This window comes from Acidovorax sp. sif0632 (genome assembly GCF_019218805.1).
Taxonomy (GTDB): domain Bacteria; phylum Pseudomonadota; class Gammaproteobacteria; order Burkholderiales; family Burkholderiaceae_C; genus Acidovorax; species Acidovorax facilis.
This window is the reverse complement of record NZ_JAHUWW010000005.1, coordinates 399,773-415,867: the sequence shown is the minus strand read 5'-3', so window position 1 is coordinate 415,867 and position 16,095 is coordinate 399,773. Positions and strand designations below refer to the sequence as shown.

The following is a 16,095-nucleotide window of genomic DNA, read 5'->3' as shown; positions in this document are numbered from 1 at the left end:
TTTTGTGAATCCAGGCCGCCCAACGCCTCCTACGGAATCTTTCTTCCAGCGCTTTCATGAAAAAAATTCTCCGCATTGCCGCCGTTCTTGTTTCGCTGGTTGCGCTGGCCAGCCAAGCAGCTCCACCTCCACCCGCTCCCGTCTCCAGCATCATCGTCATGCCCTGGGAGTTGAATCAGAACCAGAACCTGCCCCGCGAACTCAAGGCCCAGGGCTTCAGCCACGCCACCGTCTATCTCAACTGGTCCGATATCGAAAGTCGCAAGGGCCAGTACGAATTTTCCCAGTACCACCGCCATCTGGATGCCATCGTCAACGGAGGCCTGTCGCTGCTGCTGGTCATTGACATGGGTGGACGCCCCTACAAGGACGAGACGGGCCAGCTCGTGCCCAACATGTCCACCGTGCCGCAATGGATCACCACGGCACATCCAGACATGGCCATGCGCAATTTCTCGGGCGACCCCAGCTGGCAGCCCGACTTCACCGATGCGTCGATCAGGAAGTATGCAGACCCATTCATTGCACAGACGGTCGATCACTTCTCCAAGCGCTACCCCGGCAAGGTCCTGGGCTACGCCATCGGCCTGCAGGAAGAACACGAAATCAAGTACGGGCAGATGGGCTACCAGTGGCGGGACTACAAGGACTCGACCCAGGATGCGTTTGCCAAAAAGTACAACGCCAAACAGCCCATCATCAACTACAACAACCACATCGCAGCAGGTGTTCCTAAAGCAGAGCCCCTGCTGCACGCCCACAAGGAATTCCGGGAAACCCGGCTCCAGGAAGCCACCTGTGCCTACGCCAATGTGATCCGGAGCAAGGGGGCAGAGGCGATTGGCTACTTTGCAGAAACCTTTACCTCCCACGACGCCATCTACGCCACGGGTGTCGTCGAAAAGCTGGCCCCGTGCATTGACATCGCAGTCATCGACTTCAATTTCTACGATGGCTATGGGCTGGTGGCAGACCCCGATGTGTTGCCCACGCTGGCCAACTACATGGGTTCACTGGGCTACAAGAAAGTCATGGTGGGCGCATATGGTGAGCGGTGGGAAGCCGCCAAGAAGACGCCAGAGCTGATCCCCGTCATCCAGCAGGCGGTGGCCCAGTCGCTGGCCCAGCCCCATGTGATGGGCTACGAGATCGGAGGCTTCCACCACCAGGCAGGTGGGGGGCCGCTGGCTGGCCTGCAGCTGAACAAGCTTCACGCCCGCATTGCCAAGCCGGGCCCCGCCGTCACAGCGGGCACGGAACGCAGGGTCAGAATTGGCATCCTGGGCTCCACCACCAACTTCCACGTGTGGCACGGTGAGAAAAGCGCGGGCAGAAACACCCACCGCGATGCGCTGTTCGCGTCTTACAAGATTCTGAGCAGCGAGCCCGGCATGCAGGTCCACGTCATCGGCGAAAAGAACCTTCTCGCGGACGACCCCATCATCGGGCAGCTGGATGCCATCCTAGTGCCCCACCAGGTGGCCATGCCGCAAGGCATCAAGACCAAGTTGACCGCCTACTGGAAAAACGGCGGCGCGCTCATTCAGGACATGCGTCTGGGTGAATTCGACGAAAACGGCAAACCCACCTTTGACTGGATGCACGAGGTATTCGGCATAGCCAATGTCGAGTGGAAGAAAAATGGCGGCATCTTCCTGATCGACGGCAAGGTCTACCGGCTCAAGCCTTCAAAACACTTGTACGCGGGCTACGCGTCGATCACGCCCCGCACCGGGTACCAGGTGCTGGCCACAGAACTGCTTCAACGGGAACAAGGCATCTTGGTGAAAGGCGAACGCACTTTGGCATTCGGGTTCATGCCGCAACTGGTCGCCGATTCAACCCAGGATGCGTGGAAGAAACTGTTTGTGCGCGAGATTGCAAAAGTGGCCACCAAACGGCCTGCATTCCAAAACTGAAAACCCGCCAGACCAGGGCCCGGAGGCCCTGGGACCACAGGCTTCATGGCGCCAACGCGTCTTCAATCTTCCGAGCAAGAGCGGCCGCCATGAGCTGGCTCCCAGCCGTAGTGAAATGGCCTGGGTCGATGTACATCTGTACCCCCTTGTGGTTGATATAGCAGTACTGAGCATCGCAAAGCTCATCCAGCGTGTTCAACACGTGCACGCCTTGCAGCCCGCCAATCACCCGTTCCACCATGGCGTCGTATTCCCGTCTTTCCGCATCGACAGCATCCCTGGCCCGCAAACATTCAGCGGGCTCGCGGCGCAAGGCGGGCCGGACATCACCAGCGCAGCCTGTCACATTCAGCAACACCGAATGAATAGGAATGGACTTCACCAACACCACTTTCTTCTGTTTGGCCACCAGCCGCTCCAGGGTGCGCCGCAGGCCGCGCTCATACGCCTGGGTCGATGTCTCGTCGGGCCCAGCACCCCGGATACTGCGCAGGCTATTGCCCGTGAAGTAAATCAAGTACACATTGGACAGGACAACCAAGCGGACGTCTGAATCTGACTCCAGGCGGCGCAATACCTTTTCCGTCATCTCCGGGGTACCTACATGTTCTGGATGCGGCATATAGCCCGGCCGGTATCTGACACCATCAAGATAAGGCCAACCCGGCGTGGACGCGACCTCCAGCCGATTCCCATACAGCAGCGAAAGGCCGTAGAACAAGTGCCCTGCATTGCTGTCACCCACCAAGGCTATCTTCCCCTGGCTTTTTATCTCTGGCTTGTCGTAGGCAGTCAGTGCCGCATTGGGGTAGGGCACGCCTGTCAACGGAACCTTGCCTGCAAGCCCAAGCCAGCCGATCCCCCCTGCCACCACCATCAGTGCCAAGAGCAGGACCGCAAGAAGCCTCTTGTTTTTCACATGTCTGGCCAACGGTCTTTCAATGCCGTGGTAGGTAAGCACAGCCAGAAGGATCGAAGCCAGAACCGCCAGATTTCGATGGGATGACGACCAACGCCCATCCCCCAGCAGGCGTACAAAAACCAACAGCGGCCAATGCCACAGGTACAGCGGGTAGCTCAGTTTGCCCACATAGACCAATGCGGGGTGCGAAAGCACCTTGCGATTGAACCATGCGCCAGGCCCAGCTTGCACCAGCATTGCGGTGGCCATTACCACTGCCAGGGTGTAAAAGCCTGGAAACGCGTTGGCATCCATGAATACAACCTGGGTAGTGACCAGTAAAGCAATGCCGGACCATCCTGCAACATTCAAGACATCCTGCCGCAGCTTTTCACTAGAAGCACTTGCGGACACCCTGCTTCCAGCTTGCCATTGAATACAGGCCATCACTCCGCCGCAGGCCAACTCCCAAAGACGCCCGAACGGCAGGTAGAAACCCGCAGCCTGGCTTTTGTTGGTGAGGATCAGATTCACCACCATCGAGCCAAAAACCACGGCAAGAGAAACCGTCACCATGGAACGCTTCGTACGATGCGCCCATAGCAGAATCAATGGCCACAACAGGTAAAACTGCTCTTCCACCCCAAGCGACCAAAGATGCAGCAACGGTTTTAGCTTGCTGGCCACATCCCAGTAGCCAGACTCCAGATAAAAATGAATATTGGCTGAAAACAATGCACTGAACAGCGCCGACTTGCCCATTTGGGCATATTCGCCTGGATACATCAGCGCAGGGCCCAGAAGCAGGCAGCCCAGAAGCACCAGGATCAGAGCAGGGAAGATACGGTTGATCCGGCGAACGTAAAAATCCCGAATGGAAAAATCCCCCTGAGCCAACTCTCTGCACAGAATGGATGTAATGAGGTAACCCGAAATCACAAAAAATAGGTCCACTCCAACATACCCATTGGGAAGGCTGGCAGGCGATGCGTGAACCGCAAGGACCATCAATACGGCAATGGCGCGCAATCCATCGATATCAGGACGATATTCAATTTTTTTATCTGTATTCACTGAGCCGCCAAAATTAATTATGATTTTTGTCTAGCAATGTTCATGAACGGCTTTTCAATCAGCTTATAGCTCAAATAAGAAATTGTAACCGTTGCAAAGAAAGACAAAAACATTTGATGATACTTGTTTTGAACAACAGAAGTTGTCAAAACAATGACTGGATAGTGAATCAAATAGAATGAATAAGAAATATCCGACATCAATTTCACCGATTTCGGATTTTCGTACTCAGAATTTTTCAAAATAAGAAATAATGCCGCCACTCCAAGACCTGTGAGGAATATCGGTGACGGAAATATTGGCTCCCATGATTTAAAAAGAACCACGGTCGATACAAATACGGCTAACAATGCTGCTTTGTCATACCTTGGATTTTTGACCGCAATCCACGCACCAAAAAGAAAAAATGGCATCTGGGAAATCGCATTATTTTGGATAAAGAAATACACATATATTCCTTCCATGCTTTTTACCAACGGATGCCATTTGGTACCACCAAACACCCAAACGCATGCAGCGACTACAAAAATCGCTGTAATTTTGGTTGGGCTTTTAAAAAACTTGGCGGCGATGAGAAATGCAATCACATACCATACCACTTCGATGGTCAATGTCCAGCTCACGCTCAAGGCATTATATTTTAAATAAGCTTCTGGAAAAAAATGCTGAAGAAAAAGCAAATGAATCAATAGACTTTCAAAGTCCATTGATTCCAATTGAAAATGACCAAAAACCAGAGAAAATAAAACAAACCAGAACAGGTATGCCGGATATATTCTAAAAAATCGATGCTTAATATATTCAATCGCAGAGTATCTAATTGCGCTTTGAATAATCAAATATCCGCTGATAACAAAAAAAATCTGTACCCCAATCCACCCCCCTACAATTCCAAAATATGGAATAGAAACAACCTTCAAGGTATGGAGATGATTCGCAAAAACAAGGAGCACGGCCAGTGCTCTCAAGGTTTCAATGGAGTGATTTTTTGACGAAATAATACTCATTCAAATATTTTATAGCGAGACAATTAAATATTAACTACCAGAATTGGTAGGTAGGTGTCGCATGCCGGCCAAACCACGGGCAAAACAACCGGCATCTGTTAGACCAGACACCTCGGCATTCAGGAGAAAGCACCTTCTCAGCTCTCTCACACTCTCCGCTCAAAACGGTGCCGACTCCGGATCCGTATCCACCGGGACTTGCGCAGGGCCCGTCACCACGCCACCAGCGCCACTCTTTCGCGCAGGCGCTGAATTCGTGGGGGCGCGTGATTCCACAGAAGGAGCTGGCATGCTGGCCCCCTCTGAAGCCACCGCAGCTGCCGCACTGGCCACGCCACTCTCCGCCTCTCCGCCCAGCGCCTCGATCAAGTCCGGGATCAGCTTGACCAGCTCGCCGGTGGCAATCGCCACATCGGTGTCAAAACCACCGTCATCGGCCTTGGTGCCCTCGAACACGGTGTCCAGGAACGACACTTTTTTGATCTGCAGCCCCTCTGTGAGCATGAAGGACACGCGGTCGTCCCAGGTCAGTGCCAGCTTGGTGGGCAGCTTGCCGGCGTCGATGTGGGCCTGCACCTCCTCGATATCCAGCGGGTGGCGGGCGTAGCGCACCACGGCTTTTTCCTCGTTGGCGCTTTTGAGTTCGCACTCGCGGTCCACCGTGAAGCCCACGGGCGGCTCCTGTTCCTTGAGCCAATGGGCCATGGCGGCCTGCGGGCTGGTCTGGGTGTTCAGCAGCGACACCGACAGGCCGGGCAGCGCCTCGATCAGCAGGGTGACCACTTCGTCCGCGCGGCCCTGGCTGGAGGTGTCCAGTACCAGCAGGCGCGAGGTGGCGTCGATCCACACCCACATCGAGCCCTGCTTGGTGAAGGCCATGGGTAGCAGGTCCAGCTTGGCCTCGTCTTTGAGCTCCTTGCTTTCCTTCTTGCCGGGCTTGCGGCCGGTTTCCTGCTCGATGCGCTCGGCCTTTTCTTTCACGCGGCGGGCCAGCACGCTGCCGGGCAGCACTTTGGATTCGACCATGAAGCGCAGGATCCACTGGCCCCCGACCGACTCGGCCAGTGGGCCGTGTGCATCACCGCGCGGGGGCACCCAGCCCAGGGACTTTTCCTGGGTGGCACCACATTCCATGAAGGGCGCCTTGGCCAGGGCTTCTTCTACTTGCGTCAATTCAACCTGCCATTGCGGGGCAATGCGGTACACGATCATGTTCTTGAACACAGATAACCTTTTGTTCGGGAGCGTTGGTGGTGAAGCGCTTTCAGCGAGAGCACTTTCTCTATCGGTGAAGCTATTGCCAACGGATGATCGAGCGATCGAACCCGTGAGCAAAACAGCCCGCCCGACACGGAACGTGCCATTGTCGGTGGTCGTCGGCACGCAGCCTGCCGCCGGAGCGCACAAGCAACGATGGTCGCCTGAATTAGCTATAAATATAATAGCTACTAGCGCTTTATGGATAAGCGCTAGCGGCCATTTTTTATCAAAACCTTGATCGCGCAGGCCTGCAGCTTCTTGGCACAACTTTACACAGCGTCATCCAACGCGCACGGCCGCGATACATGCGGGGCGGACACTGACTCTCAATCGCCGGAACGGTCGTTCCAGCGAGCCACCCCCGTAAAAGGACCCACACCATGGCTTTCCGCTTCCAACACCGCCTTGCCGCCACCGCTGCTCTGGCCGCGCTGGCCCTGCCTGTTCTGGCCCAGCCAGCCCCGGCCACCCCACCCGCTGCTGGCGCCTCCACAACCGAAGCCGCCCCGCGCTACAAGGCCGGAGAACGGCACGAACGCCACCATGGCGACCGTGCAGAAAAACGTGCCGAACACCATGCCAAACGCCTGACCGCCCTCAAGGGCCAACTCAAGCTGACCGCCGCGCAAGAACCCGCGTGGACAACGTTCACTGCGGCCATGCAACCGGGCGAACGCCCTGCCCGTCTGGACCGCCAGAACATGGACAAACTGACCACCCCCGAGCGCATCGACCGCATGCGGGCCATGCGCGCCCAGCACGCCGCCGAGGCCGACCGCCGTGGCGAGGCCACCAAGGCCTTCTACGCGGCACTGACGCCCGAGCAGCAAAAAACCTTTGACGCCCAGGCCCACCACGGCCACCGCATGGGAGGCATGGCAGGCATGAGGGGCGACGGCGAAGGCCGACACGGGCACCACGGCATGCGGGGTGGCGAAGGCCGCCATCAGCAACCGCAGGCAGCGCCCGCGAAGTAAATCCCCTCGTGGGGCCGCCCTGACGCAGGGGGCGGCTCAGAGGTAGGCGGCGGTTCCCCTCTCTTCTTGCCTGACAAAGCCCGGAGTCCTCCACGGACCCCGGGCTTTGTGCTTTGTGGGATGGAAAAGGTTGTCGACGGGCACCCGTTGTGGATAACACTGGGAACAGTTCTGGCACAACTGGACAGTTATCCACACAAAACGGCGATGGCCTGAAGTTGTTGTCTGCGAGCCCCGCCCTTTGTGCAGACCGCCACACAGACTTTGCAGCTGCGCAACCCCGCGCCAGCGTTGAACAAATTGGCCTTGTCCACAGAAAGTGGCTTGCTCTACTACTACTGCTATTTATATATAGAACTATAGAAGAATAACCAGAACCCCTCGAAACACCATTCCGCGGCGCACGCGCGTTCTGGTGGGCTGCCCCAGAAAGGGGGCATGAACAAGACCTGGGCGCGGACCTCCGTTTTTGGGCACTGCTTTGCTGAGGTGGAGGTGGAGCGGCACTCGCAGCACGGCGCCTGCGAATGTGTGTTTACTATAAATAAGATAGCTAATAGCGCTTATGCAGTAAGCGTCAGAGCCAGTTTTTACACAAGTTCATGACGAACCAGCGCCGGTGCGTAAGACTGGGGATAGTTCTGGCACAACCACGTGGTTATCCACAGAAAAGGACAGGCGCTGTGTTTTGTCCCCGTTCCCGTGACAACGGCAAGAGGGATCGGTGCACAGGGTTGGCGCACCTGCAAGTGCGCGCTGCGGTTGGGAAAAAAGCGGTTGTCCACATTCCGTGCCGCCTTCTACTACTACGACTATGTATTTATAGACAACATAAGAAGAAGACAGAGGGACAACTTGGGGTGCACCCGGGCAGGGGTTGCCATCTGGACGGGGCGATGTTTGGGGGCGCACGGGACACAACCCCAGGGAGAAAACCGCAGCCGACCAACCGTGCACGGGGCCGGTTGCGGCAAGGCGATCGGGGAAAACGCGGGGCCGTGCAGGCCGTCTACGCAGCCGCAGGGCGCAGGAAGGCCCCCAGGAGGTCCGCAGACAGGGGGCGGCTGAAGAGGTAGCCCTGGTAGAGCTGGCAGCCCGCGCGGGCCAGCAGCTCGCGTTGCTCGGGGGTTTCCACGCCTTCGGCGATGACTTCCAGGCCCAGGCTGCGCGACAGGCCGATGATGGTGTCCACAATGGCGGCGTCGTTGGGGTCGGTCAGCAGGTCGCGCACAAAGCTCTGGTCGATCTTGAGCTGGTCCAGCGGCATCCGCTTCAAGTAGCTCAGCGACGAGTACCCGGTGCCGAAGTCGTCCAGCGAGAAGCCCACGCCGTGCGAACGCAGCGCGGCCATGGTGGCGATGGTGGTCTCCATGTCTTCCACCAGCAGGCTTTCGGTCAGCTCCAGCTTGAGCAGGTGGGCCGGTGCCCCGGTGATGGCCAGCACCCGGGCCACGTCGTCCACAAAACTGGCGTGGCGGAACTGCCGCGAACTCACGTTCACCGCCATGGTCAGGTGGGCCAGCTGCGGGTCGGCCTGCCAGGTGGCCAGGAGCTTGCACGCCGTGTGCAGCACCCAGCGGCCCAGTGGCAGGATGAGCCCGGTTTCCTCGGCCAGCGGTATGAATACGGCAGGGGGCACCATGCCGCGCTGCGGGTGGGCCCAGCGCACCAGGGCCTCTACGCCCACACAGCGGCCCGACTGGTGCATCTGCGGCTGGAAGTGCAGCAAAAATTCCTCCTGCGCCAGTGCGGCACGCAGGTCGGTTTCCAGCCCGGCGCGGGCCGTCACCACGGCCTGCATGTCGGGGTCGAAAAAGCGCAGGGTGTTGCGCCCTGCCGTCTTGGCCTGGTACATGGCCAGGTCGGCCTGCTTGAGCAGCTCGCCCACGCTGGTCAACTCGCCGGTGAAGGGCGCGATGCCGATGCTCGGTGTGCTGCGGTACTGGTAGCCCGCCAGCGCATAGGGCACGGCCAGCATGGCCAGGATCTTCTCGCCCACCCCGCGCGCGTGCAGGGCCAGTTCGTGGGATTTGGGGCTCAGCTCTTCCAGCATCACCACAAACTCGTCGCCGCCCAGCCGGGCCACCGTGTCCACGCTGCGCACGCAGGTGTTCAGGCGCTGCGCCACCTGCTGCAGCAGCAGGTCACCCTGGTCGTGGCCCAGGGTGTCGTTCAGGGTCTTGAAGTTGTCGAGGTCGATGAACAGCAGCGCCCCGCCCTGCTGGCGCCGCTGGGCATTGGCCAGCGCATGGGCCATGCGGTCCATGAGCAGCATGCGGTTGGGCAGGCCGGTGAGCGCGTCGTAGAACGCCAGGCGCTGGATTTCACGCTCGCTGGCCTTGCGCTGGCGGATGTCGGTGTTGATGGCGAGGATGGATTGCGGCTGGCCGTCATCACCGCGCACCAGGGTCCAGCGGCCCTCGACCTCGATAGTGCTGCCATCGCGGTGGCGCTGCACGATCTCACCAGTCCACTCGCCTTGCTCCAGCACCGACTGGGTGGCATGGCGAAAGTGGGCGGGGTCGTCGTAAAGCAGGGTCTCGATGGACTGGCCCAGCGCCTGCAGCTGCGACCAGCCGTACAGGCGCTCGGCGCTTTTGTTCCAGAAGATGATGCGGTGTTCCAGGTCGCGCACCAGGATGGCATCCTGCGCCTTGTCCAGCAGCGAGGCCTGGTGGCGGATGCGGGCGTCGGCCAGTTGTCGGTCGATCTCGGACGAAGCGCGCGCGGCAAAGATCTGCAGCGTGGAGGCGATGAAATCCGTCTCAGCAATGGCCTGGCGGAACAGCACGAACACAATGCCCACCACCTCGCCGTCGGCATTGCACAGCTGTTGTCCTGCGTAGGCCTGCGCGCCCACGTAACGGAGCACGGGCGCATCCGGGTAGCGCTGCTGCACCTTGTCGGTCACCACGTACTCGCGCTGCGTCAGCAGCATGAGGCTGGGCGTGCCCTCCAGGCTGTATTCGTCGTTGGGCAGCATCTGGCCGTCCAGCACCGCCGCCAGCGTGACCACCCGGGGTGGTTGCCCTTGCGCTTGGGGCAGCAACCGCACCACGCAGCCGCCCTGGGCCCCCAGGGCATCGGCCATGTTGCGCACCAGCTGCACAAAAAACTCGGTGCCCGTGCTGGCCGACACGGCCGCCGCCACCTTGAGCACCGAGGCCTGCAACCGCTGCTGCGCCTTGTGCGCGCGCAGGCTGGTGATGCCAAAGGCCAGGTCGTTGGAGAGTTCCTGCAGCAGGGCGGCCTCTTCAGGGCTGATCTGCAGAATGTCCGGCGCGTAGAGGTACAGCAGGCCAAAGGTACGGTCGCGGTTGCGATCACGGTCCTGCAAAGGCAGGCAGATCACACCGTGGAAGCCGTGGTCCAGCATGCGCTCGGTCCAGTCGGCAAAGTCGCCTTCGGTGCGGATGTCCTGCACGATCACGGGCTTGCCCGAACGCACCGCCATGCCCGCCGGCCCCCGGCCGTAGGGGTCATCGGCCGACCAGGAAAGCTGCAGGTTTTCGAGGTAGTTCTGGTTGTAGCCCGCGTGGGCTACAGGCTGGATGGACTTGCGTTCGTCGTCCAGCGCAAACCCCACCCAGCCCATGCGGTAGCCGCCAATGTCCACGGCAATCTGGCAGATGGCCTGCAGCAGCGCGGTTTCGGAGGTGGCGCGCACCAGGGTTTCGTTGCAGGCGCTCAGAAGGCGCTGCGCACGGCCCATGCGGGCCAGTTCGCGCTCGGTGCGCAGGCGTTCGGTCACGTCGGTGGCCAGCACCTGGCGTGCCGGGCGGCCATTGAAGCTGATGCTGCCAGCCGTGATCTCCACATCCATGAAGCTGCCGTCCTTCTTGACGTGGCGGCTGATCACTGGCTTGTTGCGCTGGTCGATCGCAATCGCATGCAGGGCCTCCCGGATGGTTGCGTGCCGCTCGGCGGGCCACAGGTCGGTCATGTCCATGGCCAGCAGCTCGGCCTCGGTGTAGCCGTAGTGGGTTTCCATCGACTGGTTCACAGCCTGCAGGCGCAGCGTTTCCTTGTCGTACACCCACATGGGATGGGGATGCTCGTTGAACAGCATGCGGTACTGCTGCTCCGACGCCTTGAGCTGCCCGGCCACATGCCGCAGCTGCACCATGGCCCCCAGGGATTCGGTAAGGATCTCCAGGTGCGCCACGTCGCGCCGCGAGAACGCGTTGGGCTTGTCAGACGTCACCTTGAGCGAGCCCACCACCCCCTGCGCCGTGCGCAGCGGCACCGCCATCACGGAGCGGACGCCATGGCGGTGGGGCAGCGAAGCCATGTCCCAGCCCTCGGCCTCGGTGTCGTTGCACACCACGGTGCGCCCTTCGCGCAGTGCGGGCCAGAGCAGGCTCTGGTCCACGGCCAGCAAGTGCCCCACGGGCCGCACATGGTCGCCTGCCGAGGCCTGCGCCACCAGCTGGTGGCCCTGCAACAGCTCCACCAGCGCGCCCCGGGCCAGCGTCTGGCGCAGCACCGTGTCGGCCACCAGTTGCAGCACGTCGGGCAGGGGCATGTCCAGCGACGAGATGCGCTGCTGCACATGCAGCAGCTCGGCATGGTTCTGCGCATCACGCTGCGCGTCAAGCTCGGTCAGCTTCTGTACGCTGATGTCGGTCATGCCGCCCACCATGCGCACGGCCGTGCCGGAGGAGTCGCGGATCAGGAAGCCCCGGTCCAGCACCCAGGCATACGTGCCGTCCTTCCGAAGAAAGCGGTACTCGGCCGACCAGTGGTTGTCGGTGCCATCAATGGCTGCATGGATGCTGTGGAGGATTTCCTGGCTGTCGTCGGGGTGCAGCCGCAGGGTCCAGGAGGTGCTGTCGGGGGGCAGCTCGTCCAGCGGCACGCCGAACAGGTTCTGCATGCCCTCGTTCCACCACATGGCATCGGTGTGCAGGTTCCAGTCCCACACAGCATCGGCCGTGGCACGCGAGACCAGGTGAAAGCGTTCTTCGCTTTCGCGGCGTGCCTGCCGCGCCTGGTGCTGGACCGAGATGTCCTGGAAGGCGCCCTGGATGCGGATGATCTGGCCATGGGCATCACGCGCCGCCTGTCCTGCTGTGCGCACCCAGAATCGCCCGCCACCAGGCATGGCCACCTCAGCCTCGACGTCGAAGGGGGTGCCATGGTGCATGCATTCATCAAAGGCCTTTTGCATGAGCACCCGGTAGGGCGGGGTGTACAGCTGCAGCACCTGGGCCAGGCTGCCTACGCGGTGGGTGAGCCCGTAGGCGGCAGCGATCTCCTGTGACCAGGTCAGTTGGAGGCTGGGGAGCTCTACCGTCCATCCCCCGATGCGCGCAATCTGTCCTGCCACACGCAGCGCATCGCTCTGGGCCAGCATCTCCGCATGCATCTGGTCGCGCTCTTGCACCAGCTGGGCCAGCAGGCGCTTCTGGCGGCGCAGCTCCAGCTGCACCATGGCCTGGCCTGCCAGGATCTTCAGACCGTCGAGCTGCTCGTCCCCCAGCGTGCGGGGCACGGTGTCCAGCACCGCCAGCGTTCCCAGTGCAAAGCCCTCCGGCGTAACAAGGGGCACGCAGGCGTAAAAACGAACACGGGGTTCGCCCACCACCAGCGGATTGCCCGCAAATGCGGGGTGCTGGCGCGCGTCCGGCACCACCACGGCATCGCGGTTGCCGTCCAGCGCATGGGCGCAAAAGGCAATGGCACGGTCGGTCTGCCCGAAAGGCACGCCTATCGCTGCCTTGAACCACTGGCGCTCGCTGTCTACAAAGTTGACCACGGCCATGGGGCAGCCGCAGACGCGCGCGGCCAGTGTGGCCAACTGGTCAAACGCGTCTTCCGGGGGGGTATCCAGGATGGCGTAGGACTGCAGTGCGTGGAGCCGCGCGGCCTCTTGGGGTGCGTGCGCAGGCGGCATGGCGGTTACGCTGGGGCCAGGCCCAGGGGCACGCATCCGACCTCCAGGCGCCTTGCTGCCTGGGGAGGGTTGTAGGAGGACCGGAGTTGCGTCAACAAGGAAGTGGAGCGGTAAGGCGGCACATGCCGGACGGCCCAGCCGCTGCAGGAAGTCGCAAACGCCGGGGCCACAACTTGTAATAAAGCAGCAATGCTACACCGCACAGACCCATGTTGACGCACCGCAGCATGCGGGTTTGCCCCAAAGGGGAAACCGGCCCAGCGACCACGGGCAGCGCGGAAACAGTCGCCAAGGCAACCTTCGCGCAGCATCAGGCTTGCTAGCCTGTGTGCCATGCAGATATCCGAACTTGCCCGCCAGGCCTCAGTGTCCGTCCACGCCCTGCGCCACTATGAACGGCTGGGGCTGATTCGCCCGCACCGCCGGGCCAACGGATACCGGGACTATCCCGCCAGCATCAAGCGCGAGGTGGTGTTCATCGCCATGTCCCGCCAGCTGGGCTTTGCGCTGCCGCAGATTGCCCGGCGGCTTGACGACTACCGTGCCGGCACGCTGGGTATCGACGACATGGTGCTGGCCCTGCAGGAACGCGTGGCCGCGCTGGAGCAGCAGATCGGCCAGTTGCAGGCCCAAAAGCAGGTGGTGCTCGACCACCAGGCGTGGCTGCAGGCGCAACAGACACGCAAGCGAGAGACACCCCGCGCCTGGCCGCGCTTGCGGCCCAGCACATCCACCAAGTCCCCCTCCCAAACCCCAACCTCCAGGAAAACGCCATGACTTTGTCTTCGCCATCCCCTTTGCCCACGGCCTCCATCGCCGCATTGCAGGCCTTTGTGCTGGCCATGCCCATGGCCCGCACGCTCGGGCTGCGCTTCGTCCACGCCGAACCGGGCCGGGTTGAGATGGAGATTCCGGTGAGTGAGGCCTTCAGTTTTCGCCCCGGCCAGTTGCAGGCCACGGCTGTGTTTGCCGTGGCCGACTTTGCGGCGGTGGCGGCAGCAGGCAGCGTGTTGCCGCCAGGGTGGACCAATGCCACGGTGGATGCGACCGTGAAACTCGTGGCGCCTGCCCGGGGCGTTTGCCTGCGTGCGCGCGGGCGTGTGGTGGATGCGGGGCGGTTACTCACCGTCTGCGCGTCCGACGTTTTTGCGGTGGACGGGAACGGCCAGGAAACCCTGTGCGCCACGCTCCTGGCCACGGCGCGCAATATCGATCCCGCCGCTGCGCGGTAGGTGGCGGGCCGTCCCGTTCTGAGGTGGGATTACGCCCGCGAGCGCCGCGCCCGCACGGCGGCCGCCAACCCTTCAAGCACCGGCACGGTCTGCGCCAGGCTGATGCAGGCGTCAGTCACCGACACGCCGTGTTGCAGCGGCTGGCCGGGCACGATGTCCTGTCGGCCTTCGTTCAGATGGCTTTCGATCATCAGGCCGGTGATGCGCGCATCACCGGCTGCAATCTGCTCGGCCACTTCTGCCGCCACCGTGATCTGATGCTGGTGCTGCTTGCTGCTGTTGGCATGGCTCACGTCGATCATCACCTGCTCGCGCAGGCCCGCCGCCTTGAGCATGGTGCAGGCAGCATCCACATCGGCAGCGCTGTAGTTAGGCTGCTTGCCGCCGCGCAGGATCACATGGCAGTCCTGGTTGCCGCGCGTCTCAAAAATGGCGGCCTGGCCCATCTTGGTCATGCCCATGAACGCGTGCGATGCCTGTGCGGCCTGGATGGCGTCGCTGGCCACCTTCACGCCGCCATCCGTGCCGTTCTTGAAACCCACGGGGCACGACAGGCCACTGGCCAGCTGGCGGTGGCTCTGGCTCTCGGTGGTGCGCGCGCCTATCGCGCCCCAGCTCACCAGGTCGCTGATGAACTGTGGCGAGAGCAGGTCCAGAAATTCGGTGCCCACCGGCAGGCCCGTGGCCAGCACATCGAGCAGCAGCTGGCGCGCCAGCTCCAGCCCTTCGTTGATGGCAAAACTTCCATCCAGGTGCGGATCGTTGATGTAGCCCTTCCAGCCCACCGTGGTGCGCGGCTTTTCAAAGTACACGCGCATGACGACGAGCAGATCGGCCTGCAGCGCATCCGCCTGTTGCTTGAGCTGGCGCGCGTAGTCCATGGCCTGGTCGTGGTCGTGGATGGAGCAGGGCCCCACCACCACGATGAGCCGGTCGTCCTGCCCGTGCAGTACGCGTGAGATGGCGGCGCGGCTCGATTCGACCAGCGCCTGCGCCGCATCGGGTGCGGGCAGCCACTCCTGCAGCAGCGCAGGCGTAATCAGCGGGCGCACTGCCTTGATGCGCGTGTCATCAATGCGTGTGGTGTCGTGGGTGGAAATGGGGTTGGCGGAGCGGTGTGCGTGGGTCATAGTGGCCCCGATTGTCGCGGAGCCGCTGTTGCCTGCTGGTCAAGGAGGTGGTCACACGGCTCGGAACTGGCGCGGCCCAGGCCAGTGACGCAGAGCAAGGGCCGCCCCGCAGCGAGTGCGTCGTCCCCCTCAGGGGGAAGGCGCCGAAGGCGACTCAGGGGGAGCCTCTACGGCCTGCGGAACGCCGCATTCTGCCGCGCCCAATGGCGCGACTGCAAATGGTCGAGCCGCACCGTTCCGCCCGTGGAGGGCGCGTGCACAAAACGCCCTTCCCCCACATAGATGCCCGCATGGTTGGGCTGGCGGCCGGTGCCAAATACCACCAGGTCTCCGGCGCGCAACTCGCCACCGTCGATTCGGTATCCCCAGTTGTTGAGCTGCGCCACCGTGCGCGGCGGCGGTGTGCCGACCTGATTGCGGTACACGTAACCAATCAGCCCGCTGCAGTCGAAACCCGAGTCGGGCGTGTTGCCGCCGTAACGGTACGGCGTGCCCACCAGGCCCAGTGCGTGGATGGCGATGTCGTGTGCCTGCTCGGCGGTCAGGGGCGGCGTGGTGCGGATCGGGGCGGACGAAGAAGAAGACGTCGAAGGCGGCCGTGAGGTGCCACAGCCGCCCAGGGCCAGCAGGGCGGCGGTGCAGGCGGCAAAGGCCAGGCTGTGAAAAACGCGCATGGACCGAAGGGTAACGGATGGAGCC

The 16,095-nt window shown here is 61.6% G+C and carries 10 protein-coding genes; 4 read left to right on the top strand and 6 right to left on the bottom strand.

The window, feature by feature from the left end; all coding sequences use genetic code 11:
- The first annotated feature begins 56 nt into the window (after positions 1 to 56).
- A complete protein-coding gene (locus KW832_RS18015; RefSeq protein WP_218300704.1) occupies positions 57 to 1,919 on the top strand; it encodes a beta-galactosidase in 1,863 nt (620 codons plus the stop codon).
- Positions 1,920 to 1,962: 43 nt separating this feature from the next.
- On the opposite strand, the gene KW832_RS25935 is transcribed toward KW832_RS18015, so the two are convergent.
- The 3 genes from KW832_RS25935 to KW832_RS18000 all read right to left on the bottom strand — a co-directional run bounded on the left by KW832_RS25935 (position 1,963) and on the right by KW832_RS18000 (position 6,125).
- Positions 1,963 to 3,894, bottom strand: coding sequence for an acyltransferase family protein (locus KW832_RS25935; protein ID WP_218300705.1), 1,932 nt, complete (start codon positions 3,892 to 3,894; stop codon positions 1,963 to 1,965).
- Positions 3,895 to 3,911: 17 nt separating this feature from the next.
- Positions 3,912 to 4,901: an acyltransferase gene (locus KW832_RS18005; protein WP_218300706.1), complete on the bottom strand. Its 990-nt coding sequence runs from the start codon at positions 4,899 to 4,901 to the stop codon at positions 3,912 to 3,914.
- 159 nt (positions 4,902 to 5,060) lie between these two features.
- Positions 5,061 to 6,125, bottom strand: a complete 1,065-nt coding sequence (locus KW832_RS18000; protein WP_218300707.1) for a recombination-associated protein RdgC — start codon at positions 6,123 to 6,125, stop codon at positions 5,061 to 5,063.
- Positions 6,126 to 6,541: 416 nt separating this feature from the next.
- On the opposite strand from KW832_RS18000, the gene KW832_RS17995 reads away from it, so the two are divergent.
- On the top strand, positions 6,542 to 7,138 hold the full coding sequence (locus KW832_RS17995) for a Spy/CpxP family protein refolding chaperone (RefSeq protein ID WP_218300708.1): 597 nt from the start codon (positions 6,542 to 6,544) through the stop codon (positions 7,136 to 7,138).
- Between the two features lie 1,009 nt (positions 7,139 to 8,147).
- Here KW832_RS17995 and KW832_RS17990 read toward each other — a convergent pair.
- Positions 8,148 to 13,034 carry an EAL domain-containing protein gene (locus KW832_RS17990; RefSeq protein ID WP_218300709.1) on the bottom strand — a complete coding sequence of 1,629 codons (4,887 nt, stop codon included), beginning with the start codon at positions 13,032 to 13,034 and terminating at the stop codon, positions 8,148 to 8,150.
- Positions 13,035 to 13,367: 333 nt separating this feature from the next.
- Between KW832_RS17990 and KW832_RS17985 the strand changes: the two genes are divergently transcribed.
- Positions 13,368 to 13,811, top strand: a complete 444-nt coding sequence (locus KW832_RS17985; RefSeq protein ID WP_218300710.1) for a MerR family DNA-binding transcriptional regulator — start codon at positions 13,368 to 13,370, stop codon at positions 13,809 to 13,811.
- Complete coding sequence (locus KW832_RS17980; protein ID WP_176887660.1) at positions 13,808 to 14,266, top strand: PaaI family thioesterase; 459 nt, start codon at positions 13,808 to 13,810, stop codon at positions 14,264 to 14,266. The genes KW832_RS17985 and KW832_RS17980 overlap by 4 nt, the downstream gene beginning before the upstream one ends.
- A gap of 29 nt (positions 14,267 to 14,295) precedes the next feature.
- On the opposite strand, the gene KW832_RS17975 is transcribed toward KW832_RS17980, so the two are convergent.
- Positions 14,296 to 15,396: a 3-deoxy-7-phosphoheptulonate synthase gene (locus KW832_RS17975; protein ID WP_218300711.1), complete on the bottom strand. Its 1,101-nt coding sequence runs from the start codon at positions 15,394 to 15,396 to the stop codon at positions 14,296 to 14,298.
- Positions 15,397 to 15,563: 167 nt separating this feature from the next.
- On the bottom strand, positions 15,564 to 16,070 hold the full coding sequence (locus KW832_RS17970; protein ID WP_176887658.1) for a C40 family peptidase: 507 nt from the start codon (positions 16,068 to 16,070) through the stop codon (positions 15,564 to 15,566).
- Between the last annotated feature and the right edge of the window lie 25 nt (positions 16,071 to 16,095).

Excerpts from the sequence above, each read along its gene's own strand:
- KW832_RS18015 (WP_218300704.1), top strand. The coding sequence starts at position 57 with ATGAAAAAAATTCTCCGCATTGCCGCCGTTCTTGTTTCGCTGGTTGCG.
- KW832_RS18005 (WP_218300706.1), bottom strand. The coding sequence starts at position 4,901 with ATGAGTATTATTTCGTCAAAAAATCACTCCATTGAAACCTTGAGAGCA.
- KW832_RS17995 (WP_218300708.1), top strand. The coding sequence starts at position 6,542 with ATGGCTTTCCGCTTCCAACACCGCCTTGCCGCCACCGCTGCTCTGGCC.
- KW832_RS17990 (WP_218300709.1), bottom strand. The coding sequence starts at position 13,034 with ATGCCGCCTGCGCACGCACCCCAAGAGGCCGCGCGGCTCCACGCACTG.
- KW832_RS17985 (WP_218300710.1), top strand. The coding sequence starts at position 13,368 with ATGCAGATATCCGAACTTGCCCGCCAGGCCTCAGTGTCCGTCCACGCC.
- KW832_RS17980 (WP_176887660.1), top strand. The coding sequence starts at position 13,808 with ATGACTTTGTCTTCGCCATCCCCTTTGCCCACGGCCTCCATCGCCGCA.
- KW832_RS17975 (WP_218300711.1), bottom strand. The coding sequence starts at position 15,396 with ATGACCCACGCACACCGCTCCGCCAACCCCATTTCCACCCACGACACC.
- KW832_RS17970 (WP_176887658.1), bottom strand. The coding sequence starts at position 16,070 with ATGCGCGTTTTTCACAGCCTGGCCTTTGCCGCCTGCACCGCCGCCCTG.